The 24,098-nt window shown below is 41.7% G+C and carries 24 protein-coding genes and 1 other RNA gene; 8 read left to right on the forward strand and 17 right to left on the reverse strand.

Going from position 1 to position 24,098, the window contains the following annotated elements; translation table 11 throughout:
- Nucleotides 1-6: 6 nt before the first annotated feature.
- Together AC0VZ9_RS14415 and AC0VZ9_RS14420 are read right to left on the reverse strand one after the other, a co-directional pair.
- Complete coding sequence (locus AC0VZ9_RS14415) at nt 7-474, reverse strand: hypothetical protein (RefSeq protein WP_071156123.1); 468 nt, start codon at nt 472-474, stop codon at nt 7-9.
- Nucleotides 475-554: 80 nt separating this feature from the next.
- On the reverse strand, nt 555-1,271 hold the full coding sequence (locus AC0VZ9_RS14420) for a sulfite exporter TauE/SafE family protein (protein ID WP_071156125.1): 717 nt from the start codon (nt 1,269-1,271) through the stop codon (nt 555-557).
- A 111-nt stretch (nt 1,272-1,382) separates the two neighbouring features.
- On the opposite strand from AC0VZ9_RS14420, the gene AC0VZ9_RS14425 reads away from it, so the two are divergent.
- The 4 genes from AC0VZ9_RS14425 to AC0VZ9_RS14440 all read left to right on the forward strand — a co-directional run bounded on the left by AC0VZ9_RS14425 (nt 1,383) and on the right by AC0VZ9_RS14440 (nt 5,866).
- A complete protein-coding gene (locus tag AC0VZ9_RS14425; protein WP_071156127.1) occupies nt 1,383-2,078 on the forward strand; it encodes a response regulator transcription factor in 696 nt (231 codons plus the stop codon).
- Nucleotides 2,071-3,075, forward strand: coding sequence for a sensor histidine kinase (locus AC0VZ9_RS14430; protein ID WP_009334334.1), 1,005 nt, complete (start codon nt 2,071-2,073; stop codon nt 3,073-3,075). Before AC0VZ9_RS14425 ends, AC0VZ9_RS14430 begins: the two co-directional genes overlap by 8 nt.
- Before the next feature lie 99 nt (nt 3,076-3,174).
- Nucleotides 3,175-3,936 (forward strand): ABC transporter ATP-binding protein, encoded by a 762-nt coding sequence (locus AC0VZ9_RS14435; RefSeq protein WP_009334333.1) that lies wholly within the window; start codon nt 3,175-3,177, stop codon nt 3,934-3,936.
- Nucleotides 3,926-5,866 carry an ABC transporter permease gene (locus tag AC0VZ9_RS14440; RefSeq protein ID WP_071156129.1) on the forward strand — a complete coding sequence of 647 codons (1,941 nt, stop codon included), beginning with the start codon at nt 3,926-3,928 and terminating at the stop codon, nt 5,864-5,866. Before AC0VZ9_RS14435 ends, AC0VZ9_RS14440 begins: the two co-directional genes overlap by 11 nt.
- A 99-nt stretch (nt 5,867-5,965) precedes the next feature.
- On the opposite strand, the gene AC0VZ9_RS14445 is transcribed toward AC0VZ9_RS14440, so the two are convergent.
- From AC0VZ9_RS14445 to nagB, 3 genes are read right to left on the reverse strand one after another with little or no spacing between them, the layout of a single operon-like run.
- Nucleotides 5,966-6,172, reverse strand: coding sequence for an aspartyl-phosphate phosphatase Spo0E family protein (locus AC0VZ9_RS14445; RefSeq protein ID WP_009334330.1), 207 nt, complete (start codon nt 6,170-6,172; stop codon nt 5,966-5,968).
- Nucleotides 6,173-6,176: 4 nt separating this feature from the next.
- Nucleotides 6,177-6,914, reverse strand: coding sequence for an SIS domain-containing protein (locus AC0VZ9_RS14450; RefSeq protein WP_009334329.1), 738 nt, complete (start codon nt 6,912-6,914; stop codon nt 6,177-6,179).
- 14 nt (nt 6,915-6,928) lie between these two features.
- Nucleotides 6,929-7,666, reverse strand: a complete 738-nt coding sequence (nagB, locus tag AC0VZ9_RS14455; protein WP_026041826.1) for a glucosamine-6-phosphate deaminase — start codon at nt 7,664-7,666, stop codon at nt 6,929-6,931.
- Nucleotides 7,667-7,956: 290 nt separating this feature from the next.
- Here nagB and nagE point away from each other — a divergent pair, with 290 nt between their 5' ends.
- Nucleotides 7,957-9,333 (forward strand): N-acetylglucosamine-specific PTS transporter subunit IIBC, encoded by a 1,377-nt coding sequence (gene nagE / locus AC0VZ9_RS14460; protein ID WP_009334327.1) that lies wholly within the window; start codon nt 7,957-7,959, stop codon nt 9,331-9,333.
- Nucleotides 9,334-9,372: 39 nt separating this feature from the next.
- Here the strand turns inward: nagE and chbG are convergent, their stop codons facing one another.
- The 5 genes from chbG to AC0VZ9_RS14485 form a co-directional block, all read right to left on the reverse strand.
- The gene (gene chbG / locus AC0VZ9_RS14465; RefSeq protein ID WP_009334326.1) at nt 9,373-10,071 is read right to left on the reverse strand and encodes a chitin disaccharide deacetylase; all 699 of its coding nucleotides are present in this window, start codon (nt 10,069-10,071) and stop codon (nt 9,373-9,375) included.
- Nucleotides 10,072-10,649: 578 nt separating this feature from the next.
- On the reverse strand, nt 10,650-11,972 hold the full coding sequence (locus AC0VZ9_RS14470; RefSeq protein ID WP_071160142.1) for a 6-phospho-beta-glucosidase: 1,323 nt from the start codon (nt 11,970-11,972) through the stop codon (nt 10,650-10,652).
- Between the two features lie 13 nt (nt 11,973-11,985).
- Nucleotides 11,986-12,300: a PTS sugar transporter subunit IIA gene (locus tag AC0VZ9_RS14475; RefSeq protein ID WP_009334324.1), complete on the reverse strand. Its 315-nt coding sequence runs from the start codon at nt 12,298-12,300 to the stop codon at nt 11,986-11,988.
- Nucleotides 12,301-12,312: 12 nt separating this feature from the next.
- Nucleotides 12,313-13,647: a PTS sugar transporter subunit IIC gene (locus AC0VZ9_RS14480; protein WP_019381346.1), complete on the reverse strand. Its 1,335-nt coding sequence runs from the start codon at nt 13,645-13,647 to the stop codon at nt 12,313-12,315.
- 2 nt (nt 13,648-13,649) lie between these two features.
- Nucleotides 13,650-13,955: a PTS sugar transporter subunit IIB gene (locus AC0VZ9_RS14485; RefSeq protein WP_009334322.1), complete on the reverse strand. Its 306-nt coding sequence runs from the start codon at nt 13,953-13,955 to the stop codon at nt 13,650-13,652.
- 285 nt (nt 13,956-14,240) lie between these two features.
- Between AC0VZ9_RS14485 and AC0VZ9_RS14490 the strand changes: the two genes are divergently transcribed.
- A complete protein-coding gene (locus tag AC0VZ9_RS14490; protein WP_009334321.1) occupies nt 14,241-14,972 on the forward strand; it encodes a GntR family transcriptional regulator in 732 nt (243 codons plus the stop codon).
- A gap of 412 nt (nt 14,973-15,384) precedes the next feature.
- On the opposite strand, the gene AC0VZ9_RS14495 is transcribed toward AC0VZ9_RS14490, so the two are convergent.
- Together AC0VZ9_RS14495 and AC0VZ9_RS14500 are read right to left on the reverse strand one after the other, a co-directional pair.
- A complete protein-coding gene (locus AC0VZ9_RS14495) occupies nt 15,385-15,906 on the reverse strand; it encodes a GrpB family protein (protein ID WP_009334320.1) in 522 nt (173 codons plus the stop codon).
- Nucleotides 15,907-15,930: 24 nt separating this feature from the next.
- Nucleotides 15,931-16,629, reverse strand: a complete 699-nt coding sequence (locus AC0VZ9_RS14500) for a class I SAM-dependent methyltransferase (protein WP_009334319.1) — start codon at nt 16,627-16,629, stop codon at nt 15,931-15,933.
- Between the two features lie 343 nt (nt 16,630-16,972).
- Between AC0VZ9_RS14500 and AC0VZ9_RS14505 the strand changes: the two genes are divergently transcribed.
- Nucleotides 16,973-17,248 carry a YqhV family protein gene (locus tag AC0VZ9_RS14505; RefSeq protein WP_009334318.1) on the forward strand — a complete coding sequence of 92 codons (276 nt, stop codon included), beginning with the start codon at nt 16,973-16,975 and terminating at the stop codon, nt 17,246-17,248.
- A gap of 30 nt (nt 17,249-17,278) precedes the next feature.
- Here AC0VZ9_RS14505 and AC0VZ9_RS14510 read toward each other — a convergent pair whose 3' ends face one another.
- Nucleotides 17,279-17,989, reverse strand: a complete 711-nt coding sequence (locus tag AC0VZ9_RS14510) for a polysaccharide deacetylase family protein (RefSeq protein ID WP_009334317.1) — start codon at nt 17,987-17,989, stop codon at nt 17,279-17,281.
- 93 nt (nt 17,990-18,082) lie between these two features.
- Nucleotides 18,083-18,278: non-coding RNA, 6S RNA (ssrS, locus tag AC0VZ9_RS14515), on the reverse strand.
- A 192-nt stretch (nt 18,279-18,470) separates the two neighbouring features.
- On the opposite strand from ssrS, the gene AC0VZ9_RS14520 reads away from it, so the two are divergent.
- Nucleotides 18,471-18,947: a CBO0543 family protein gene (locus AC0VZ9_RS14520; RefSeq protein ID WP_009334316.1), complete on the forward strand. Its 477-nt coding sequence runs from the start codon at nt 18,471-18,473 to the stop codon at nt 18,945-18,947.
- 45 nt (nt 18,948-18,992) lie between these two features.
- On the opposite strand, the gene AC0VZ9_RS14525 is transcribed toward AC0VZ9_RS14520, so the two are convergent.
- From AC0VZ9_RS14525 to AC0VZ9_RS14535, 3 genes are all read right to left on the reverse strand, one after another.
- Nucleotides 18,993-19,502 carry a hypothetical protein gene (locus AC0VZ9_RS14525; protein WP_019381340.1) on the reverse strand — a complete coding sequence of 170 codons (510 nt, stop codon included), beginning with the start codon at nt 19,500-19,502 and terminating at the stop codon, nt 18,993-18,995.
- Between the two features lie 107 nt (nt 19,503-19,609).
- A complete protein-coding gene (locus tag AC0VZ9_RS14530) occupies nt 19,610-20,491 on the reverse strand; it encodes a LysM peptidoglycan-binding domain-containing protein (RefSeq protein WP_009334314.1) in 882 nt (293 codons plus the stop codon).
- A gap of 1,064 nt (nt 20,492-21,555) precedes the next feature.
- On the reverse strand, nt 21,556-23,916 hold the full coding sequence (locus AC0VZ9_RS14535) for an FdhF/YdeP family oxidoreductase (protein ID WP_475396367.1): 2,361 nt from the start codon (nt 23,914-23,916) through the stop codon (nt 21,556-21,558).
- Nucleotides 23,917-24,098 lie beyond the last annotated feature (182 nt).

Consider the following 24,098-nt stretch of genomic DNA (forward strand, 5'->3'; position numbering starts at 1 on the left):
AGTTTTTTAATATATATTTGTCCTTCTTATAGCTGAAAGGATGCCTAAAATGACGGTTACGATATGGGATAAGAAAAAGGTATAAACATTAAAGTAAAGACTATTTGTGTATTGATTGAACCAGCCAAAACGGTAAATTCTTGAATCCGGGTTATCCGGCGTCCCGCCTAGAGCAGTGATCAGCTCACTTGTGTAATCATTCATTTCAATCATCAGCAAAACACAGCCAGCAAGTGAAAAAAGCAGAATTCCTACAGTTATTTTACCATCTTTCACCATCTTTGTTTTTACAAGCTTAAAAGTATTGACCCAGCTGGAAATAAAAACAGGTGTAAAAAGAAAGATTACGAGGATGCCTAAATTTCCATTGCCGGAAGTCACATGCGGATTTACCGTAAAAAGGTGTTCTATCAGGTAAAAACCAAAGAATGAAAACAGGAAGGACAGGATCCAAAAGATCAGTTTTTTACTCAAGAACAGACCCCTTTTCGTGATTTGCTTAATTCTAATTAGCACTATTTTATTAGCCCCGCCTTTCTTTTCATGCCGGCTTCCTACCTCACACTCTCAACCAGCATGTAAATCCCTGTGAAAATCAAGATACTGTATGTAAAAACCTTGAAAAAACGCTGATTGATTTTAATAAATAAAATTTGTCCCAAGTATAGACCCAGCAGCACCAGTGGCAAAGCATACAAACTTGAAAGCCAAATCGTCTTATTGGTCCCTGCAAAGATTATCTGAAATACCAGACTTGCGGAGTAGATAAACAAGTAAAAAGCCAAGGTAGTTCCCCTAAGCCGCTCTTTTTGGGTATCAGTTCCTGAAAAATACAACAGGAGCGGCGGGCCGGGCATGCCAATGCTGGTTGTCATTATTCCTGACAATCCGCCCACTGAATAATCCCTGCGGCTTGTTTCTTTCACACGGAAATTCGCCATCAAAAGGATCGTTAAAAGCAAAATAATGAAACTGACAGCTAACTTCAGCCTGGAAATATCCAAAAATAAAAAAATGGAAATTCCGATAGGCAGCCCGGCTGCACTTCCAATTGCAAACCTTTTCAAAACTCCAAAGTCTGTATCCTTCTTGATTTTTGAAAATAATGCGGCAGAAATCATTAAAGATAAAATCAAATTAATTTGAATGGCTTCTCTAGGTTCAAAAAGAAGCAGCAAAAACGGTGTGGCCAGGATCGAGAAACCAAATCCCGTGCTTGTCTGCAGAATGGATGCAATTAAAATAATAAAGATGAAAAGAAAGATTTCCATGCACAAAACCTGCTTTTTACCCTATTTTAACACAGCCTGGAAACAATCTGGCACACTTTGGTCTTTTCCTATACAATAATGGAAGGAATATGCAAAAGTGTGGTGAGTTGATTGTTTAAAGTGCTATTAATTGAGGATGATGCCTCCCTTTTTTCTGAAATCAAAGACCGCCTCTCCCAGTGGTCTTATGAAGTCCATGGAATTCATGACTTCAGTGGAGTCATGAAGGAGTTTGCCGGCATTCAGCCCGATTTGGTCATTATCGATATCCAGCTTCCGAAGTTCGACGGGTTTCATTGGTGCCGGATGATTCGATCACATTCGAATGTGCCGATTATTTTCCTGTCATCCCGGGATCATCCAACAGATATGGTCATGTCCATGCAGCTTGGCGCTGACGATTTCGTCCAAAAGCCCTTCCACTTTGAAGTCCTGATTGCCAAAATACAGGCAATCCTCAGACGCGTCTATAACTATAGTGCCGTTCAGAATAACCTAAAGACCTGGTGCGATGCGGCGGTTGATTTCGAAAAGAATACCGTTACAAATGAGAGTGGCTGCATAGAATTAACGAAAAATGAAATTTACATATTAAAGCTTTTGATAGAAAGAAAAAATCAAATTGTCAGCAGGGACGATATCATTAATAGCCTATGGGATGACAAACGATTCATTAGTGACAATACTCTTACGGTCAATATTAACAGACTAAGGAAGAAGCTTGATGACATCGGGCTTGGCGGAAAGATCGAAACAAAGGTCGGCCAGGGATATATGGCAATTGAAGAGGATGCCTCGCATGTTTAGGAACTATATCAGAGAAAGGTTAAGCTGGATCCTGCTGTTCGGTTTCCTTCAGGTGCTTGCCGCCTTTGTAGTATATATGGACTCGGCCATATCCTTTAAGCCCTTCCTTTATTACACCTTTTTATCTGCAATCATTTTCACTGGATTCATCTTTCTCCGTTATCAGAAAGAAACACGATTTTACAGAGAAGTAGCCGAGCGGGAAAATAATTTAGATTTATCGAGCATACCGGAGCCTGAAAGCCCATTTGAAAAAATAATGGAGTCGGGCCTGGTTAGCCAAACCGAACGGTTTAAAAAGGAGTTCACCCAGAACTGGACACTTCTCGAGCAGGAAAAAGATGAACTGCTGTCCTGGATTCATGAAGTAAAAACACCCTTGACTGCCATGCATCTCATGATTGACCGGATTGGGGATCAGAATCTGAAATCCGCCCTAACGTATGAATGGCTGCGCATCCACCTTCTTCTTGATCAGCAGCTGCATCAAAAGCGGATTCCTTCAATGGAAAATGACTTATATATTGAAATGATTCATCTCGAAGACATCCTATTCAGCGAAATCAAATCTCTGCAGTCCTGGTGCATGCAAAAAGGCATTGGCTTTGATATGGAAATGGAAGAAACAGAAGCTCTAAGCGACGCAAAATGGTTCAGTTTTATCATACGCCAGCTTTTAACCAACGCTGTGAAGTATAGTGAGGAAACAGACATTTTGATTTCGAGTTTCCTGCAAGACAGTAAAATATCCTTGAGGATTCAGGATTTTGGCAGAGGCATCGATCAGAGGGATTTGCCTCGAATCTTTGAGAAGGGGTTCACCTCCACTGCAAATCATCATGAAAACGCAGCAACAGGCATGGGGTTATATTTAGCCAAAAAAGCCGCAGACCAGCTAAAAATAAAAATCCATGTAGAGTCTTGTTTAGGCAAAGGCACAATCATGACACTAGTCTTCCCTACGCGCAATGATTTCGTCAGCATAACAGGCATGTGACAAAAATGTCACATGCTTTTGCTGTTTGTTCGTTCAATCGAAGGAATTACATATACGTTACCTTCTATAATAAAGCTATCAAAGAAAGGATGGTTACACATGTTTGTACTAGAAGCCAAAAAAATTCATAAAAGCTACGGCAATAAATTTAATAGGCAGGAAGTATTAAAAGGAATTGATATAAAAATTGAAACGGGTGAATTTGTAAGCATTATGGGCGCTTCAGGTTCTGGGAAGACCACTCTTCTCAATGTACTCTCGTCTATTGACAGTGTTAGCGGCGGAGAAATCAAGATTGAAGAAAAGGAAATGACAAGACTGAAGGAAAAGCAGCTCGCACAGTTCCGCAAGAAGCACCTCGGGTTTATTTTTCAGGAATATAATCTCCTGGATACATTGACAGTGAAGGAAAATATCCTTCTCCCCCTTTCCGTCAGCAAAACACCAAAAAAAGAAGCAGATGAAAAGTTTGCAGCGGTTGCGAGTGAGCTCGGAATATTCGAGTTAAAGGATAAATACCCTAATGAAATTTCCGGCGGGCAAAAGCAGCGGACTTCCGCAGCCCGTGCTTTCATTCATGAACCAAGCATCATTTTCGCGGATGAGCCGACAGGTGCGCTGGATTCGAAATCAGCATCAGACTTACTGAATAAGTTAAGTGATTTAAATCAGAAAAGGAAAGCAACGATTATCATGGTCACCCATGATCCTGTGGCTGCAAGCTTCTGCAGCCGGGTTATTTTCATCAAGGATGGCCAGATTTATACTCAGCTGAATAAGGGTGATCAATCAAGACAGGCTTTTTTCAAAGATATCATGAAAACACAGGGCGTTTTGGGCGGTGTACAGCATGAGCATTAATACCATCATCCTCCGCAATTTGAAAAAGAATCTGAAAAATTATTATCTTTATGTATTCGCCCTCATTTTCAGTGTCGCGCTTTATTTCGCCTTTGTCACCCTTCAATATGACCCATCGATGTCCGAAGCAAAAGGCTCGATTAAAGGTGCAGCAGCAATCAAAACAGCCTCTATTCTGCTCGTGGCGATCGTTTCCATCTTTCTTCTGTACGCCAACACTATTTTTATCAAAAGGCGAAGCAAAGAAATCGGGCTTTTTCAGCTGATAGGAATGACAAAAAATGAAATTTTCAGGCTCCTTAGCCTGGAAAATCTCCTGCTGTATTTTGGTTCTTTGATCATTGGAATCTTTATCGGTTTTTCGGTTTCGAAATTAATACTGATGGTCCTTTTTAAATTGACAGGTGTTGAAGGAATTGCATCATTGCACTTTTCAAGTGAGGCGCTTTTGCAGACTGTCATCGTCTTTACGGTTATTTATATTTTCATCATGCTGATGAACTTTGTTTTTATCAAAAGGCAAACCATTCTATCTTTATTCAGGGTGGTTTCGATTGCAGAAGGAAAAGTCAAAAAGCTGTCCATTTTGGAAATGATATTGGGCGTGCTTGGTTTAGCCTTGATCATTGCCGGCTATTATATCTCTTCCCTTTTATTCGGCGGGGATTTCACATCCATGAACGAGCTGTTCCTCGCGATGGTGGTGATTCTTGCTTCCGTTATCATTGGAACCTACCTTTTCTATAAAGGATCGGTAAGCTTTATCGCCAGCCTGATCCGCAAAAGGAAAGATGGATACCTGAATGTAAACGAAGTGCTTTCATTGTCCTCCATCATGTTCCGCATGAAGTCGAGTGCACTGCTTTTAACGATTATTACAACTGTGTCCGCCCTTGCGATCGGGCTGCTGTCATTAAGCTATATTTCTTACTACTCAGCGGAAAAATCAGCCCAGGATAGCCTCCCCTCCCACTTTTCGTTCACTGACAAGGAAGATGCAGGGAAGTTTACCGGGAGCCTTCAAAAAGAGGGATTAGAATATAAGGAAAAAAGTATTGAGTTATTGCATGTAGATGCTAATATGAAGGACATTCTGGATGTCAATCTGGAAGAAATGAATTTTGATTCACCAAACATGATCTTGCCTGTTGTAAGCGAAACATCCATAGATGGCATTAAGCTTTCTCCAAAAGAAACCGTACTGACAGGATATAATGATGCACTGCAGAAATTTATGACGCTCAAGGACTCAGGAGAACTTGAGTTCATGGGAAAAACAAACACGATTAAACAAAAATATTTAGGGTTAAAAAAAGATTTTGTTCTCCCGTTTTATTTTACATCAGGCGGTCTGCCTGTTGCTATTGTGGATGAGAAGGTATATGAAGACCTGAAAGCTGATCTAAATCCTGAACTCCAGGATGAAGATTCGCTTTTCATCGGAGTGGATATGAAGAGTGACAGCGATATTGAAAAAGCCAATACACTCTTCAAAGAAATGGAATTCAGCGGCAGAGCCGATTCCCAGCAAGAGATGAGCACAAGGCAAAAAATGAACATGGGACTGATCATGTTTATTGTCGGGTTTCTCGGTTTAACCTTTTTGGTCACTTCAGGCTGTATTCTATATTTCAAACAAATGGATCAGAGTGAGGATGAAAAACCAAACTATACAATCCTGCGGAAACTTGGCTTTACACAGGGAGACCTGCTGCGCGGAATTCAATCCAAAATGGCTTTCAACTTTGGAATTCCGCTTATCGTCGGCCTTCTGCACAGCTACTTTGCCGTACAATCCGGCTGGTTCTTCTTCGGAAGCGAGCTTTGGATGCCGATGATCCTGGTTATGGTGCTTTACACAGTGCTTTATTCGATTTTCGGAATTTTGTCTGTAATCTATTCGAAAAAAGTGATAAAAGATGCACTATAATAGAAAAACCGCTCAGGTATGCTGGCCTGAGCGGTTTTATTTGCAGTTTTGCAGAGTTTGTTTGCAAGTTCCCGCTGTTTTTTTGCAGGTTTTCTAAGGTTATTTCCTAATTTCCGATTTGTTTGCAATTTCTTCGCATTTATTTGCAAATTGTCTCATTTTATAACTTTTGATTAGCTGTGATTCAACAATTAACTTATCCAGTTCCCGGCTTAATTTCAAGGTCTTTTCATCAGTTAGTCCCCTTGAATAAATGCAATCAATCATAGCTTGTCTGGTCTGTTCGATTGCCTTTATCAATTCCATTTTTTTATCCTTCCAGCAGTGGAATTCGGGATTTATACTTTTTAACCAGCTCGCGGTTATGCTGTTCTGCTCCGTCTACATTGCCGCTTTTAAAGATAGGCGGTTCATAACCGTTTTTAATCATCACTTCCACTGCTTCCGCCATCAGGCTGTTTACAATTGCAAAGCCAATAATAGATGAAGCGGAGCCAAACCGGATCCCCAAAGCTGAATGCTCCATCATTGCGTCCCCTGGTTCTATATGATTGTCAATTGTTAAATCCACAGATGAATACAGGTATTTTCCGTCTTTGTGCCGGGAGGACTGTGTATTCGCATAACGCGGGGATGTGATCCCAATGACGAATGCTCCACTCTCTTTTGAGATTTCAGCTACATCTACTGGGACTGGATTCCGTCCTGATGTTGATGCTACAATGACCACATCACCAGGCCGGATATCAGCATTTTCCATAAAGCTTCCGGCAAGATCATTTTGTTTTTCCATTAAAGAGGAACGGACCGCTCCTTTATGAAGCATTAAATCCTCTACAAAAATAGGCTTAATCGGGGCCAGCCCACCTGCCCGGTAAAACAGCTCTTCCCCGAGCATATGAGAGTGTCCGCATCCAAATACATGAATAATCCCATTGTTTTGAATACACTCAGCCAATGCACGGGCGGCATTTTTCATTTTTTGACCTTCTTCTTTTTCCACAAGGGTCAATAATTCTTTTACTTCATTCAGATATTTCGCAAGCATTGCTACAACCCCATTTATACCGAGACTTTTGATGCGCTTAGAGCCGCTTCATCGGCAATCACTTTCACGTTTGGATGATTTTTTAAGATGGATGCCGGGAAATGTTCATTAACTCCATTTCCAAGAAGCTTTTGAATGGCATCTGCTTTTGCTTCACCTGAAGCGAGAAGAAGGATCTCCCTGCTCTGCATGATCGTTGAGATTCCCATTGTAATGGCTTGGGTCGGCACCTCTTCGATCGTATGAAAAAACCTGGCATTGGCTTTAATTGTAGAATCTGCTAAATCAACAATATGAGTTTTAGATGAAAAAGACGTTCCAGGCTCATTGAAGCCAATATGTCCATTATTGCCGATTCCCAAAATTTGCAGATCAATGCCGCCATGGTTTTTCAGCTTACTTTCATAATTACGGCATTCTTCTCCCAAATCTTCAGCAGTACCATTAGGGACAAAAGTATTTTCCTTCTGGATGTCCAGATGATTAAACAATACTGAATCCATAAAATAACGGTAGCTTTGCGGATTTTCCCCTGAAAGACCGATATACTCATCCAGATTAAAAGTTGTCACTTTTTTATATGTTGTTTTGTTGCCCTGGTGATCTTCAATCAACCTTTTATAAGTTCCCACAGGAGTGCTTCCGGTTGCCAATCCCAGTGTTGCTTCAGGATGCTGGCGTATCTTCCTGATGATATAATCTGCTGCGGTTTTACTCATTTCTTCATAGCTGTTTACTTTAATAATCTCCATCATGAGTTTCCTCCTTGCTTAAAAAGCTGAATAAGAATATATTTGCACTTTTAAATGCAAAATATAGTAATTAAATAAACCCATTTATAATAAATATCGTATCACCCCAAAGTATAGTTGTCTATACCAATTTCATTGTTAGAAAAGTCTTAACATAAGAACGTAAATCCTGATCTTAAGAATTTTTTATTTTAAAATGGTATAGACAACTATATTTATATTTTGGTATGATTACGACAGTTTAGTAAAACGCTTTCTTATTCATTATTTTTTATTAAGGAGAGATCTATATGTTAGGATTCTTACAAAGAATTGGTAAAGCATTAATGCTTCCGATTGCCGTCCTGCCTGCCGCAGGTCTTTTGCTCCGCTTTGGACAAGATGATTTATTGGGCATTCCGTTTATCGCAAATGCCGGCAATGCCATTTTCGCCAACCTCGCACTTATTTTTGCCATCGGGGTTGCCATGGGATTCGCGAAAGACAGTAATGGAGCAGCTGCCCTTTCAGGCGCCATCGGTTTTCTTGTATTAACAGAAGGAGCAATTGCCATCGATGAAAATATAAATATGGGAGTACTGGGCGGTATTATTGCCGGTATTATTGCTGGATTATTATATAACCGCTTCCATGATATCAAACTTCCGGATTGGCTTGGATTCTTCAGCGGCCGACGCTTCGTTCCGATTATTACTTCCGTAACGATGATTCTGCTGGCTGCCATTGCAGGTTTTGCCTGGCCTCCAATCCAGGGCGCAATCGATTCATTGGGCAACTGGATCATTGGTCTCGGTGCTTTAGGGTCAGGTCTATTTGGATTCTTAAACCGCCTGCTAATTCCATTGGGTCTTCACCACGTATTGAACAGTTTATTCTGGTTCCAGTTCGGCGAATTTGAAGGAGTTAATGGAGATATTGCCCGCTTCTTCGCCGGAGACCCGTCAGCAGGCGCTTACATGACTGGATTCTTCCCTGTTATGATGTTCGGTCTTCCAGCTGCAGCATTTGCAATCATTGCAACAGCTAAGCCTGAAAATAGGAAAGCTGTATCAGGAATGTTCATTGGTCTTGCACTAACTTCATTCCTGACTGGTATTACAGAGCCAATCGAGTTCTCATTTATGTTTATTGCACCGCTTCTATATGGAGTTCACGCCATCTTAACCGGGGTTTCCATGTGGGTTACGTCTCTGTTGGGAATCCGCGATGGTTTCACATTCTCAGCAGGCGCACTCGATTATGCGCTGAACTTTAATATCGCTGAAAAGCCGCTGCTGCTTTTAGGAATTGGCGTCATCTACGCCATTGTTTACTTCGTTATCTTCTATGCCTTAATAAAAGCGTTTAACCTGAAAACGCCTGGCCGTGAAGATGAAACAGATGTAGTTGAAGAAGAAGAGGCACCTGCCAGTCAGGGCAATAATAAGTATGAAGTTATGGCCAGCCATTTTATCAAAGATATTGGCGGAGCTGACAACATCACTTCCATTGATAACTGTGCAACACGCCTCCGCTTAAATATTGCTGATATGGAAAAGGTTAAGGAAAGTGCACTGAAAGCACATGGCGCAAAAGGAATCATGAAATTAAGCAAGACAAACCTTCAGATCATTGTTGGTACAGATGTGGAATTTGTAGCAGATGAAATGAAGAAAATTAAGAAGTAATGACTAAAAAACAGTGTCCCTTGCCGGACACTGTTTTTCTTATAGCAGCTTTATATCTGGTGGAAGCTTTGTGGAGCACAGTATTTCCAGCTCTTTTAACCGCATTAAATTATAAGATGACCCCTCCATTAGCAATTGATCTGCGAATGCCGGATGGCACATGACTTCCACTGTTTCCCCGTCTTCCGCCTTTTCTGCCAGCATGCTGAAATAATCTTCCTGAATGCCATCTCCGTAAAAATCGAATAAGCATCTGTTAGAATAACTTTTGACTCCTTCAAGCGGAAAGTCGCCATTGACTCTGAAAGGGAGATCGTATTTATTGGAAAGGCTTTGAATCACTGGGAGAAACTCTTCGCGTGTATGAACGTGATGATGGCTATCCAAATGGGAAGGCACAATACCAGCCTCGATAAAACGGTCAATTTGTGCAGACCATTCAAGCTCGAGCTCAAGTGCGGATATTCCGTCCAAATCTGCCTGTGATCTGAAGTATCCATCTTTAGTCGTTAAAGTTCTTAAATGGGATAATAACGGCTTCCCGCATGTCAGGACTAAATGGACGCCAGTTCGTAAACCCGGGTATTGTCTGGCCATTGCCAGGGCTTGCCCGGTTCCGGGCATGTTCATCATCATGGTGGCGGAATTGACAATTCCAAATAGATGGCTGTGCAAAATTCCATAGTTAACTCCGGGACTATAGCCGAAATCATCAGCATTGACGATGAGCTTAATCATGGTTATTCTCCTCCGGTTACATAGCTGCAAGGCAGCATGAAACGATCTGCTGCCCTGCCAATTTTCACTTTAATTGCGCTGTTCTCTTTTTTTATTGCGCCGATATTTAAGTCGTTTGCGTCTGACCCTTGCTTTTTTGCGCTTTCGGGATCTGATTGCGACTTGATTTGCTTTAATTGCGCTATTCTCTTTTTTTATTGCGCCGATATTTATGTCATTTGCGTCTGACCCTTGCTTTTTTGCGCTCTCGGGGCCTGATTGCGTCTTGATTTGCTTTAATTGCGCTGTTCTGTTTCTTTATTGCGCCGATATTTAAGTCGTTTGCGTCTGACCCTTGCTTTTTTGCGCTCTCGGGGCCTGATTGTGTCTTGATTTGCTTTAATTGCGCTGTTCTGTTTCTTTATTGCGCCGATATTTATGTCATTTGCGTCTGACCCTTGCTTTTTTGCGCTTTCGGGGCCTGATTGCGTCTTGATTTGCTTTAATTGCGCTGTTCAGTTTCTTTATTGCGCCGATATTTATGTCATTTGCGTCTGACCCTTGCATTTTTGCGCTCTCTGGACCTGATTGCGTCTAATTTATTGAAATTGCGGCAAATAGGTACGATGGGCTTCGAGCATTTCATCCAGTATCTTTTTAGCTATCCTGTCGGAACCCACCAGCGGATTGATTGTCAGCGCTAGAAGAGCAGTATTGTAATCACCAGTCAGGGCGGCTTCTATGGTCACCCTTTCAAAGGATTTAATTGATTGAACCAGTCCCCTTACTGAAACTGGGAGTTCTCCGACCGCTAACGGCTTTGGCCCGTCTTTCGTTATCATGCAGCTGACCTCAACAGCTGATTCAGACGGAATGCCTGCAATGGCGCGATTATTTCGGGTGTTAACCGGCTGTATATCCCTTTTATCAGTATAGATGGAATGAATCAGCCTGCATGCTGCATCACTGTAGTAAGCCCCTCCCCTTTTTTCCAGCTGCGGCGGCTTTTCAGCAAGATCTGGATTCTGATATAACAGGAAGAGCTCTTCCTCCAGCTTTTTAACTACTTCAGCCCGAGTTCCGCCTTCTGATGCTGCCTTTACTTCTTCTTCCACCATTTCACGTGTTTTATAGTAATAATTGTGGTAAGGACAAGGAAGCACATTCAATGCCTGCAAAAATTCCGGTTCCCATCCCATCGCATGGATGTTTTTCATCGTGATCGATTGTTCTTTGTCCGTAAGCTTTTTCAGCAGATCTTCCTTGACGCTCACTCCATCGACATAGACGTCAAGACCGTATACAAGGTGGTTGAGACCCGCAAAGTCAATTCTTACTCTGCTGTGATCCACATTCATTAATTGGGCTGCCCCCATCTCCATCCCAATGGGTACATTGCATAAACCAACCACTTTTTTGATTTTGCTGTATCGCAGGACTGCTTCTGTGATCATTCCTGCCGGATTGGTAAAATTGATAAGCCATGCGTTTGGGCACAATTCTTCTATTTCACGGCAGATCTCCATAATGACTGGAATGGTTCTGAGTGCCTTAAAAAATCCTCCCGGGCCATTGGTTTCCTGGCCCAGCACTCCATATTTCAGCGGAATTCTCTCGTCCTTTGCTCTTGCATCCAATAGCCCGACACGGAATTGGGTTGTAACAAAATCGGCATTCATAAGTGCTTTTTTTCTATCTAAAGTAAGCTCAATCTGTATGGGAACCCCTGCTTTTTCAACCATCCGCTTCGCTAATTGCCCGACAATCTCGAGCTTTTTTCTTCCTTCCTCCACATCTACAAGCCAAATTTCCCTGACAGGCAATTCCTGATGTCTTTTGATAAAGCCTTCAATCAATTCAGGTGTATAGCTTGAACCTCCGCCTATTACGGCTATTTTTATACTATCTGGTTGCTGTGCCATTCGTTTACCTCTCTTAGTCAAGTTTCTTGTATAAGTCGATAAATTCCTGTGCCATGTCTTTAATAGTCAGTGCATTCATCAAATGATCCTGTGCATGGACAAGAATTATCGGCAGATCGAATTGAGCTCCGGAAGCCTCCCCCTGAATTAACTCAGTTTGATGTCTGTGTGCCAGCACAAACTCCTCCTCGGCTTCCCGGATTTTTGCTTCCGCTGCTTCGAACTTTCCGGCCTTTGCTTTCTGGATGGATTCCATTGCCAGACTTCTGGCATTCCCGCTGTGCAAAATAAGCTGAAATGATATTTGATAAAGCTTTTCTTTATCCATTCATTAACCCGCCTAACCTTGAATTGTTGGTGTTTGTTCTGGCTGCACCTGCTTCAGTTTCTTTTCATCCATTTTCCCTGTTACATATACGAATGGAAGATAAATGACAATGGAAATCGCTAAATTCACAAGTGCCAGTACTGCACCGGAGATATGTCCTCCTGTAGCAAGATAGCCGCCAATACCTGCAGGCGTCACCCAGGGAATGCTTGCCACAACGACCGGATAAACAAGCCCCCATTTAATCGCCAGATACGCGACTACAGTCATAATGACAGGTGCCGAAATAAACGGTATTAGCCAGATTGGATTTAACACGATCGGAAGGCCAAATAATAATGGCTCATTGATTTGGAAGATTCCAGGCGGTGTTCCCAATGCCAGCATTTGCTTGTGCCTCTTTCTTCCTGCAATAAACATGGCAATGATAAGGCCAAGCGTTGCTCCAGACCCGCCGAGATAAACGAAGGCATCCAGGAATGGACCTGCCAGAATTGCATATTTATCAAGATCTGCCACACCCTGAGCATATAAATCTGTATTTTTGGTCCCGAGAGATGTGAATAAAGGCGTTGTTACACCTCCAAGAATATTAGGCCCATGAAGGCCAACCGCCCAGAAGCCATGAACCAAAAAGACAATAAGTATCGCAAATGGCAGGGAATCAGCTGCATTTGTCAAAGGTGCGACAAGGGTTGCATTTAGCCAGTCATTTAAGAATTCCCCATTTGTCATTTTTCTGAACAGAAGGCCTGCCACTCCAAATATGAAAATCGTCAGCATGCCCGGCACCAATTTGGCAAATGCTCCTGCAACGGCAGGAGGTACTCCATCCGGGAGTCTGATAATAAAGGCTTTTACCCTACTCAGACGTATAAATACTTCTGTTGCAAGAAGGGCCACCACAATCCCTGTAAATAAAGCCGTAGCATTAAAGTATCCATAGCCAATGAACCCCCAGACCCCTTCTGTATCCGGCACCTGGCCTACCTGAGGGACTAAGAGGAAGAAGCAGGCTGCGGCAACCAGCATCGCCTCGAATCCATCATCCCCATAGGATTTGGCAAGCCTGTGGGATATGCCAAAAACGGCGAATATGGTCAAGAAAGCAAACGTGCCCCACCAAATATCTCCGCCCAGTGTTTTCCAGGATTCGCCGAAAATGCTTTCCATGAGTCTTCCATATGGCTTAATGATTTCCCCTAAATTATTAAACAGAACAGCAAATGATCCTACCATCGTGATGGCAATCATCCCGATCAAGGCATCCCGGATAGCAAGCAAATGCCTGTTATTGCCGAATTTCATAGCATAAGGCATGATATATTTCTCAATAAACGTCATCATCACTATTCACCCTTTATTAATGACATAGCTTGCTTCAATACTTCCTCTCCATTGCATAAGCCATAATGCATGGGGTTTATGGGAGCTACAGGGATCCTGCCGCCTGCCTCCTTCTTCAATTGCTCGGTCATAAACCGGATCTGCGGTCCCAGCAGCAGTACATCTGCCGAATCAATATGATTTCTAACCTCCCCGTTGCCGACAGCCCAAATTTTACAGTCGATTCCCTGGCTTTCAGCGCTTGCCTGCATTTTAGTCACTAGAAGACTAGTAGACATTCCTGCCGAACAGCATAACAAAATATTCATCATTGACCCCCTTTTCTGTGTAAGCGATTTCAAAATAATAGAATGATTGCTTATTTTAATAGTACCATCAATAAAACAGATTATTCAGTTAATTCAATCGAAAAATATTCCTTTTTTGAAGTCATTCACCCCCCTTCAATATCCTATGCTTGAAATTAATTGTAATGACAAATGATTAATTTTTCAATACATCTTTAAAATTTGTTATTACAAATTAATTTGGAATTGATATGACAATATGTTTTATGGAATAATAGAAAGAAGAACAGAGTAGGAGGAACGGGGATGAAAGACGGTTTCACCGAGGATAGTGCCCTGCACTTGAAGGTTAAAGAAAGTATTCTTGAACTTATTCGAAATGGAGAATTCAAACCGGATACAAAATTGCCGACAGAAGCGGAGTTTTGTGAAAAATATGGGGTCAGCCGGACGACCATTAGAACAGCACTCCAGCAGCTTAGCACAGAAGGCCATATTTATCGCCAGCAAGGCAGAGGCACATTTGTATCAAGCAATAAAGTTAAACAGCGGCTGACTTCTACAGTCGAAAACTTTTCAAAGCAAATGGCGATGCAGGGAAAAAACCCGCTTATAAAAGTAATAAACCTTGAAGTCATCCCTGCCGATCCCTTCTTAGCAGATGTCTTTGAGCTGTCAGAAGGCGATCCCGTTAATGTACTCGAACGGATCAGATATGCGGATGACGAGCCGCTTCAATATGAAAAAGCCTTTCTGCCATGGAAAAAGACCCCCAGCTTGAACCGGCAGGCCTGTGAAAAATCCTTATACAATTTGCTGCAGACTCAATACAACCTGAAAATCAAAAAGACAATCGAGCATTTAGAAATTACACTTCCGGAAGAGGAAATTAGTAACCTGTTAAAAATCAAACCTGAAACACCGTGTTTCGCTCTTGAAACATATGCCCATATTGAAGACGGAAGCTTAATCGAGTATTCCAAAACGATGTTCCGCGGGGACTATGCTCATTTTATTATTGAACGGAATTATGAATAATAGTTTGGCGGAGGTACTGTAAATACGGGAATACACTTGTTGATGCCGAATGCGCAGCTGATTTAGAAACCGGGATCTGCGATTTGGATTTTGCTGTCTGAATGCGTAGCTGGTTCGGACAGCGTGATCTGGACTTTGGCCTTTGCTGTCCGAATGCCTGCCTGGGTCGGACACCATCACCTGCGATTTGGCCTTTGCTGTCCGAATGCCTGCCTGATTCGGGCACCATCAACTGCGATTTGGCCTTTGCTGTCCGAATGCCTGCCTGGGTCGGACACCATCACCTGCGATTTGGCCTTTGCTGTCCGAATGTGTGCCTGATTCGGACGAGCAAGCAGCCGTTAGTCTTTTTGCTGTCCGATTAGATATAGGTCCTCATTTTTTTAAATTGATAGATGAATAATGGATTCACTTAGCATAATGCCCCATGCCACTTTATTGCCTTCATCTCAATTTTTCGCACCAGTGCTTCCTTCCCCTTTATGTATGCCTCAATGTTAAAGGGGTACTGTTTCGCTAACTCCATTTTTAAAGCTCCATATTGTTTTGCTTCTTCGCCGTTTAATCTTAAATAATCACGAAATGCAAGATGCCGGGTGATATCAGGATTCCCTTTTTCGTAGATATGGACATGATGGGTCCGCTGATTGCCCCCTTTCTCGAAATACCGCCGGCCAGGCAGTCCGTTTTCTCCGCGTGGTTCATACCCAAGAGAAATCATTTCAGTATTAAGGCGATCAACCTTCTCAATATCATTTACGATTGGCATTATATCAATGACCGGCTTTGCTGCCAGACCTGGAATGGACGTGCTGCCTATATGATGAATGTCTAGAATCTCTGTTTTAAAAATCTTCTTGAGGAGTGCTGCCTCGTTTTTAAATAAGGTTGGCCAATCGGGATTATATGGAGTAACTGCCACTATCCTTGTCATGATCTCCTCCTAATTTGAAAAGTTCTATTTTAGCCTCATTAAGCAGGCCCATAAAAAATCTTCTCCAAATAGATTACTAGGCTGCAGAATCTTTTTCATTTTTCTAATCTCCATGAAATGAAAGTCATTGTGAAAGATCGCTTTCAAGCGTTCTTCCGTATACCCGATGCCTCCCTTTAAGCTGCCGCTGCGATATACCTCCCAGTCCGGAGTAGGAAGCGCGCCATCAGTATTAAAGCAAACAAGTCCGAACTTTCCGCCCGGCTTCAGTGCAGCTTTGATTATTTCCAAATATGTCAGCCTTCTATGCGGGGGAAGATGATGAAACATGCCGCTGTCATAAATAAAATCATAGGTGTGAGGTTCAAAATGGAAGTCAAAAAAAGATACACATTTAAAATTTATATCGGCTTGTGCTTCTTTTGCTCTTTCAGCGGCCCATTTGATCGCCTTTTTGGAAAAATCAATGGCATCCACTTGGGCTCCATTCTTCGCCAGAAAAATGGCATTCCTCCCTGGACCGCAGCCAATCTCAAGGATTTTTCCAGGCCTCAATCCATTTTGAACATACTCATACAGGTTTTCATCCGGCCCCTTCGCTATGAAAAATGGAACCTCTTTGTCCCGGTCTTCATAAAATTTTTCCCAGAAGGCTGTTGGTTCTCTTAACAATCCATCCAGCATTTCCAGTAAATCGTCGATATGTAAAATCGCTTTATCCATGGCAATGACCCCCTTTCCTTTATTTTACTAAAACCCTCATATTCAAGGATTACAGCACCGTTAAAAATAGATTATTTATGCAAAAATGAGCTGCTGTCCCTTCATTATTTTTCCAAATAGCGATCCTGTAAGGGGGTATTTTTAAAACAAAAAGTCTAATAAATACTTAAGGCTTATTACATTTGAAAACGCCCGGAAACGCTCACTATGCACATTTGGCGATCTCACCCTTTCCTATTTCGTCATTTTTGTAATATTTATGAAATACTTTCTTCTCAAAACCTGTCCTTCATTTAGAGCAGCTTACATATAATGACTGACAAGAAGGTATAGGAGGTACATGATGTTTATTTTTCTTGATAAGGCGATTCTTGGGATGGCGATTCTGCGGCTTATTTCTGGAAGCATTGAAATTTTTGTTGCACTATTGATTATAAAAATGAATGATATCGAAAAAGCGCTGGTTGTGAATAGTTCACTTGCCCTGATTGGACCGCCTGTGCTTCTCTTGACGACAGTGATCGGATTAACTGGAATGGCAGATAAAGTTTCACTAAGCAAGATATTATGGGTGCTTTGCGGAGTCGGCTGCATTCTTTATGGGGTAAAAGGCAACTAATCCAATAAAAAAAGAGCTGTACGGACAGCTCTACTTCTGATGTTTCAGCAATTCGGAAACCGTAGTCATATGGTAACCCTGCTCTTTTAATGAAGAAATAATTTTCTTAACAGATTTCAAAGACTCTTCCCGGCTCTCATACATGACATGAAGAAGAATGATGGAGCCTGGTTCTATATTCTCAGCCACATGCTCAGTGATTTTATTTGCATCCCCTTCTATTTCCGGATGACTTTCAGGCTCAACGTTCCATAAGATCGTCTTACGCTCATGTTTAGATAAGTAGTAAGGCAGAAAAAATAGTTTTTTTCCGTATGGAGGCCGAAAATGAATTTCTCCTTCATAGCCTGTCTGCCTGATTAAATCATCTGTTTTCGCAATTTCATCTTTAATAAAAGAGGGAGATTTTAGAACCATCCGTGTATGAGAATATGAATGATTGCCAATTTCATGCCCTTCTCCCGCAATCCTTTTGGCATCGTCCATATGTTGCTCAATCTCTTGCCCTGTTAGGTAAAAAGTGGCTTTAATTTCTTCTTCCCGCAGAATATCCAATATTTCCTCCGTGTTGACGCCTGGTCCATCATCAAATGTTAATGCTGCCACTTTTTCCTCTGTTTCTGCTTTATTTACAAGGCCTCCGAAAAACTGAAAGTTCCTTGACTTGGAAATTTCAAACAGCAAAAAGCAAATCCCCAAAATCAGAATGATAGAAATGCTGATTTTTAGCAGTTTTTTCATAATTCCTCCTGACAGCTATAGTATCAGGGTAATTATAATTTCTATATAATAAAAAAACCAGCCCCCGATTGGAAACTGGTTTGATAATATAAGTATGGAGCCGCTCTTGCCGTAACTGTTATAAGAAAGTTTTAAACCACCACTCCTCAAAGTGGGTGTCCGCAGAAACATTCCTGCATGTCCTCCTTGTCATATAGACAGAGGCTTGTCATTCCTGTTCCGATGTTAAACTCCCTATTTCAGCTTAAAGGTTAAAACTTTAGTATGATTACGTACAATGCAGCTTGTTTTATTATAATAAAATAATTAAGTGATGATTTCAATAGAAATGTTTTCCTGCTCTTTAAAACCCCAGCTAACACTGCCCTATACAAAAATAATGGTTTTTTACAATCGAAACCTCTGGAAATATCGTATAATGCAGGTTAAACAACTTAACAATAAAGGAAGACTATAGGTTGTGTAAAAGGGGGATTAACAATTGGGAAGAAAATTCGAAAGAAATCTATTGCGTTTGTTATTTATATTTGGAATTATGTCTTTCTTTAATTTGATTAGAAAGCCCCCAATGAAGGAATGGCTAATCATATTCTTTTTAAAAAGCTATATTGCCACCTTTTTAGATAATCTGTTAGTGCGTAAAGGCTATCTAAAATACCCGGTAAATCTGTTTAAAACTTTTGATGTCAGCGTGCTATTCAGCTATATAATATTCCCGATAACGTGTGTTTATTTTAATCAGCTAACCATGAAGAATGGAGTTAAGGGGATTTTGTTAAAGTCCCTGATCTTCAGTGCTCCTTCCGCAGTTGCTGAACATTTTCTTGAAAAATATACACAGCTGATCAGATATAAGAAATCATGGAATTCCTATTATAGCTTTGTAACCATTATGGCAACTTTTTTAATGACACGCGGATTGATGGGATTAATTCGTAAATCTTCGGAAAACCAATAAACACCAGCTCCAAAAAAGTAATCGGGAACTGTGTTTATATTTTATCTATGAAGACTTCTTTTCTTCCCCAAAGCCGGGTGGTGAAGCCTTCCTGGCAAGAACACCTCCATCATAAAACTTGCCGAACTGTCTTAAGATATCTTTCACTTCAGCAACGGAAGGGATTGTCTCATTTGCAGAGTATGTAAGATAGTAGTTTTTAGTGTTTTTCCGATGGATGATCCATGTGAAAAATTTCATCGCAAAAGCATGTGTATTGCGATTTCGAAATTTAGGCATCAGCTTTCCGTCCCAAACCGTCATTGTCTGCCCGTTTCCCTTCCATTTCTTTAGTTCTCCATTTAGTTCCGCATAAATAAGACCAGGCGCTTTTCTCATCTGATTCATTACCAATAATGTCAGCACCTGATTAATAAACAGTTGAATGAGATTTAGTCCTTTCCCTCTTGTCAGGGAGATAAATGCCTGTTCTGGCAGCACTTCCGGCTTATCGCCCCAGACCAGCGTATTCGATCCGTCCATTTCCTTTAGCGGTGTCCATTTTTTTTGCTCCATTACCTTCCCTCCTGATTTGGTAAAAAATACCCAGATAAATAAGTATTCTCCAAAAGGAAGAATATTCCTTCAAAAAAAACGGAGGCTAAAGGAGGCCTCCAATTGGGTTATCGATAATTGAGATCGGTTATTTCAAGAAACTGAACAGTGGCTTGATCCCTGTCAATCCGGGCTTTGAGTTCCAAATGATCAAGCTGGTAGGTTAACTCTTCACACTTTGCTGATTCGTAACAAGTTACAGTTTTTGTCTTGTCAGAATCACCGTACATTTTTACTACTTCGTCCTTGGTAAAGGGAAGCGCAGGAAACATACGCGGGCTTAAATATTCTGGATATACAGCTAGACTGCCTATTGTACCATCTTTCTTATTTAAGGTTACCCTTAGCCCGGCCCCATCACTCTGATAGTAAAGGCTTTTAATATTGAGCTGGGTTTCAGTCTTTTTTGGCATGCCCATTCTGGATACTATCTCAGCAAAAGCATCTCCTGGTTTTAAGCCAAAAATATGAAGTTCTTCTTTCGAAAGAATAAAGGCATCTTTAATTCCTGCCTTTTTGACTGCCTCCAGTTGCTTCACAGCATTCTTTTTGTCTTTAAATGCACCAGCCTGCACACGGTAATAGGTTTTGCCATCAATGACAGCGGTGCCAATTGCGGCAGGGATCTCTTTTTTCTTTAGTAGTGCTGCCCGCTTTTCCGCATTCTTTTTTTTGCTGAAAGAACCGGCAATAATCTTATGATATCCAGCTTCCTCTCCGGATAGAATGAGACGCTGTCCCGGATAGATTGTTGTACCTTCTAAATCATTCAGATCCGAAATTTGTGCCACACTCATATGATGCTTTTTAGCCAGGGAATATAGTGTGTCCCCTTTTTTCACGACAGCTATTTCTTTATCTCCGCTGTGGTCCGCAAATACTGCTCCCCCTGTAAAAATAACTGCCAGAGAAATGACTCCTGCTGCAATTGCCTGTTTGATTTTCTTCATTATTTTCACCTCACTATATATGACGAAGTGAAATAATGGATGTCGCAGGATGACGAGCCTATTTTGGAAAATGGGCAGCATTAGTGGTTAGAGATTAACTGCATTTTTTCATCGTTATCATTGGGATTAACTACCGTTTTTTCTAAGGCAGCCTCCTTTCGGCTTTATTCATTCGGATTAACTACCATTTTCCCTATGGCCGATCGATTTTAGGCGTTACTCGCTCGGATTAACTACCATTTTTCCTATGGCAGCTCTCTTTTCGTCGTTATTCTCCCGGATTAACTACCATTTTTCCTGATGCCTCTCTTTTTTGGTCGTTATTCATCTGGATTAACTACCATTTTTCCTGATGCCTCTCTTTTTTCGGTGTTATTCACCCGGATTAACTACCATTTTTCCTATGGTAGCTCCCTTTTCGTCGTTATTCATTCGGATTAACTACCGTTTTTTTATGGCAGCTCTCTTTTCGTCGTTATTCACCCGGATTAACTACCATTTTTCCTGATACCTCTCTTTTTTCGGTGTTATTCATTCGGATTAACTACCATTTTTCCTATGGTAGCTCCCTTTTCGTCGTTATTCATTCGGATTAACTACCGTTTTTTTATGGCAGCTCTCTTTTCGTCGTTATTCACCCGGATTAACTACCATTTTTCCTGATACCTCTCTTTTTTCGGTGTTATTCATTCGGATTAACTACCATTTACTCAAGGTAACTCTCTTTTCGTCGTTATTAATTAAGATTAACTACCATTTTTCCTAAGACAGCTCTCTTTTCGGCTTTATTCACTCGGATTAACTACCATTTTTCCTGATGCCTCCCTTTTTTGGTCGTTATTCACCCGGATTAACTACCATTTACTCAAGGTAACTCTCTTTTCGTTGTTATTCATTCAGATTAACTACCATTTTTCCTAAGGCACTTCCCCTTTCGCCTTTATTCACTCGGTTTAACTGCCATTTTCATTAAGATATTCAATTTGGCCCTCAATCCCCATCTCCTCTTAAAATCACCTCTTCACACAAAGAAGAGAGATGGCCCTAAGCCATCTCTCTCCCCTTTATGCTGGTGCATCTATTTCATCTTCAGCAATGTGTTTTTCGTTATATTCCACATCTTTGCGTGCATTGTAGCGGTCTGCTTTTTCAAGGGTAACCGTGATGTTATAGTCAGGGATACCTGCGAATTTTTCGTAGCGGCCTCTTGGCAATAGGAAGTTTCCTTCCGGGAAGTGGACTTCGACGTTGCCGCGGGCGATGTCGACGAATTTGGCTCTTCCCTGGAATACACCGAATCCATTGTATAGGACAATCCCTTCACCCTCTGCAATGCTTAAGTCCTTTCCATCTTCTGCGTTCATTAATACATCATATCGTCCGGCTCCATTCAGCGGGTCCACCTCTTTATAGACCATGGAATTAAACTGCTTCCCGCGGCGTGACGTAACAATGAATTGCCCTTCTTTCTTTCCAAGGTCTGGAATATCCACAGTAATAAGTGTGCCTTTTCCATCCGGTGTAGGGCAGATGCCGTCCTCGCATAACCATGCTCCGCCCCACTGGAAGACATCTCCTGCTTTTTTCAGATGCTGGATGCCATCATAACTAGGGTTAGCCACAGCAATTTCATCACGGATTTGCTGTGCATTTTTAAATTCAACGAGATGAGCAGTTTCAGGCTTTACACGTTTGGCAAGATCAATGTAGATCTTCCACTCCTCGCGTGCCTCTTCAATTTTATTTTTATTCCCTTCAATTTCCGGACTGAAATACACCATGCGTTCCGTTGAAGTGGACGTACCGCCGCCCTCCTGCTCGTACCTGGTTTTAGCAGGAAGCACGATGACCGCTTCTTTCGCATCAACCAGTGTAGACGTATTTAAAATAATATCCTGGTGAACACGGATATCCAGTTCAGATAGAGCTTTTTCAATAAAATCAGGATCTGGCATAGTCTCAAGGAAGTTGCCGCCTGAAAGATAGTAAAGCTTGATTTTCCGTTCATGGTCTTCTGGAAGCAGGATATTCTCCAGTGTCACCCCGACAATATCACCCTGCCATTTCTCAAGCTCGAATCCCCAAAGATTTTGAATGCGGGTAAAATTGTCTCCGTAAAAGTCACCGCCAGGCAATACGAATGGATCTGCCCCCATTTCACCGCTTCCCTGCACAGATGAATGTCCGCGGAATGGCATAAGCCCATTATGCTTTCGGCCCAGATGACCGCGAAGCAGCGCAAGATTGGCAACCTGTGAGATGTTATCAGTCGCAAAGGAATGCATGGTCAGTCCAAGAGCCCAGGCATAGACGGCATTTTTGCTGTTCGCAAGCAGTTCAGCAAGCTCGATGATACGCTCTTTGCTTACACCAGAAGATTTAATAATCTCTTCCCATGACTGCTCTTTTACTTTCTTTTTCAAATCTTCATATCCATTTACATGCTCGTTCACAAACTTATGATTGATGGCAGAACCGCGCTCCGCTTTCTCCATTTCAAACCAGTGTTTCATAATCCCGTGCATAAAGGCAATATCTCCGCCGATATTTACCTGATAAAAATCATCTGCAATTTTTGTGCCGAACAAAGCAGATTCAGGATTTGACGGAATCCAGTATTTGTCCATTGCCGGCTCTCTGTATGGATTGACGACGATAATTTTTGTGCCGTTCTTCTTCGCTTCAAGCATATATTTGGATGATACAGGCGAGCTGTTTGATGCCACACTGCCCCAGAATAACAGGACATCCGTTCCGATCCAGTCAAGATAGTTGGCTGTGGAAGCTCCTACTCCAATGGAACGCTTTAAAGCGGTTTTAGAAGGCGAATGGCAAATGCGGCTCGCATTATCGATGTGATTCGTTCCAAGGAAGCGGGCAACTTTGCCGGCCACATAATAAGATTCATTCGTAATTCCCCGGCTAGTCAGGTAGAACGCATACTGTTTAGGATCGAGCACCTTCATTTTTTCAGCAATCATGTTCATGGCATCATCCCAAGTAATCCGGGAGAATGTGCGCTCTCCTTTTCTGCGGATCATTGGATAAGGAATGCGGCCCAATTTACGAAGCTCGGTGCTGTCATATTTGCGCAGCTCATCGATATCGGCATGCAGAATTTCCGGTTTGATTGCTCCGGCGGTATTCAAACGAAGGACATTTAACCTTGTTGTACATACGTGCGGCCCCTTAAGTGTCTGGTCATAAAGACCGGAAACGCCAAGGGCACATCCGTCACACACACCTTTCGTTAAAATATTTGCGGCATACCCAATATTATCTTTGTTTTCCCATAGGATTTTTGCTGTATCCCTCATATGTTTCGGCTTTATTTTACCAAGACCAAATGGAATTGGGCTCACCCAATGCTTCGGATCCGGCATTGCCTTTTTATTCTGAGGTCCTGGATGTTTTGTTTTTTCCACCTGAAACACTCCCTTGATTTTTTCTATTTAATAGAGATCCTGAATCTCTTAATTTCCAATGTTCAAATAGCATTTATTATTGTATATGGGTAAATGGAATAAATTTGCCCTTTTTTCATAAAAAACCACCGCAAAAAGCCTCTAATTAATAGTTGCTGATTTCTGCGGCGGTTAGTCTTTAG

This window comes from Cytobacillus sp. QJM3NY_8 (assembly GCF_056173585.1).

Coding starts and splice junctions, on each gene's coding strand:
- AC0VZ9_RS14420 (WP_071156125.1), bottom strand. CDS start 1,271: ATGGAAATCTTTCTTTTCATCTTTATTATTTTAATTGCATCCATTCTG.
- AC0VZ9_RS14430 (WP_009334334.1), top strand. CDS start 2,071: ATGTTTAGGAACTATATCAGAGAAAGGTTAAGCTGGATCCTGCTGTTC.
- AC0VZ9_RS14435 (WP_009334333.1), top strand. CDS start 3,175: ATGTTTGTACTAGAAGCCAAAAAAATTCATAAAAGCTACGGCAATAAA.
- AC0VZ9_RS14440 (WP_071156129.1), top strand. CDS start 3,926: ATGAGCATTAATACCATCATCCTCCGCAATTTGAAAAAGAATCTGAAA.
- AC0VZ9_RS14445 (WP_009334330.1), bottom strand. CDS start 6,172: ATGGAATTGATAAAGGCAATCGAACAGACCAGACAAGCTATGATTGAT.
- AC0VZ9_RS14450 (WP_009334329.1), bottom strand. CDS start 6,914: ATGCTTGCGAAATATCTGAATGAAGTAAAAGAATTATTGACCCTTGTG.
- nagB (WP_026041826.1), bottom strand. CDS start 7,666: ATGGAGATTATTAAAGTAAACAGCTATGAAGAAATGAGTAAAACCGCA.
- nagE (WP_009334327.1), top strand. CDS start 7,957: ATGTTAGGATTCTTACAAAGAATTGGTAAAGCATTAATGCTTCCGATT.
- chbG (WP_009334326.1), bottom strand. CDS start 10,071: ATGATTAAGCTCATCGTCAATGCTGATGATTTCGGCTATAGTCCCGGA.
- AC0VZ9_RS14470 (WP_071160142.1), bottom strand. CDS start 11,972: ATGGCACAGCAACCAGATAGTATAAAAATAGCCGTAATAGGCGGAGGT.
- AC0VZ9_RS14475 (WP_009334324.1), bottom strand. CDS start 12,300: ATGGATAAAGAAAAGCTTTATCAAATATCATTTCAGCTTATTTTGCAC.
- AC0VZ9_RS14480 (WP_019381346.1), bottom strand. CDS start 13,647: ATGATGACGTTTATTGAGAAATATATCATGCCTTATGCTATGAAATTC.
- AC0VZ9_RS14485 (WP_009334322.1), bottom strand. CDS start 13,955: ATGAATATTTTGTTATGCTGTTCGGCAGGAATGTCTACTAGTCTTCTA.
- AC0VZ9_RS14490 (WP_009334321.1), top strand. CDS start 14,241: ATGAAAGACGGTTTCACCGAGGATAGTGCCCTGCACTTGAAGGTTAAA.
- AC0VZ9_RS14495 (WP_009334320.1), bottom strand. CDS start 15,906: ATGACAAGGATAGTGGCAGTTACTCCATATAATCCCGATTGGCCAACC.
- AC0VZ9_RS14500 (WP_009334319.1), bottom strand. CDS start 16,629: ATGGATAAAGCGATTTTACATATCGACGATTTACTGGAAATGCTGGAT.
- AC0VZ9_RS14505 (WP_009334318.1), top strand. CDS start 16,973: ATGTTTATTTTTCTTGATAAGGCGATTCTTGGGATGGCGATTCTGCGG.
- AC0VZ9_RS14510 (WP_009334317.1), bottom strand. CDS start 17,989: ATGAAAAAACTGCTAAAAATCAGCATTTCTATCATTCTGATTTTGGGG.
- AC0VZ9_RS14525 (WP_019381340.1), bottom strand. CDS start 19,502: ATGGAGCAAAAAAAATGGACACCGCTAAAGGAAATGGACGGATCGAAT.
- AC0VZ9_RS14530 (WP_009334314.1), bottom strand. CDS start 20,491: ATGAAGAAAATCAAACAGGCAATTGCAGCAGGAGTCATTTCTCTGGCA.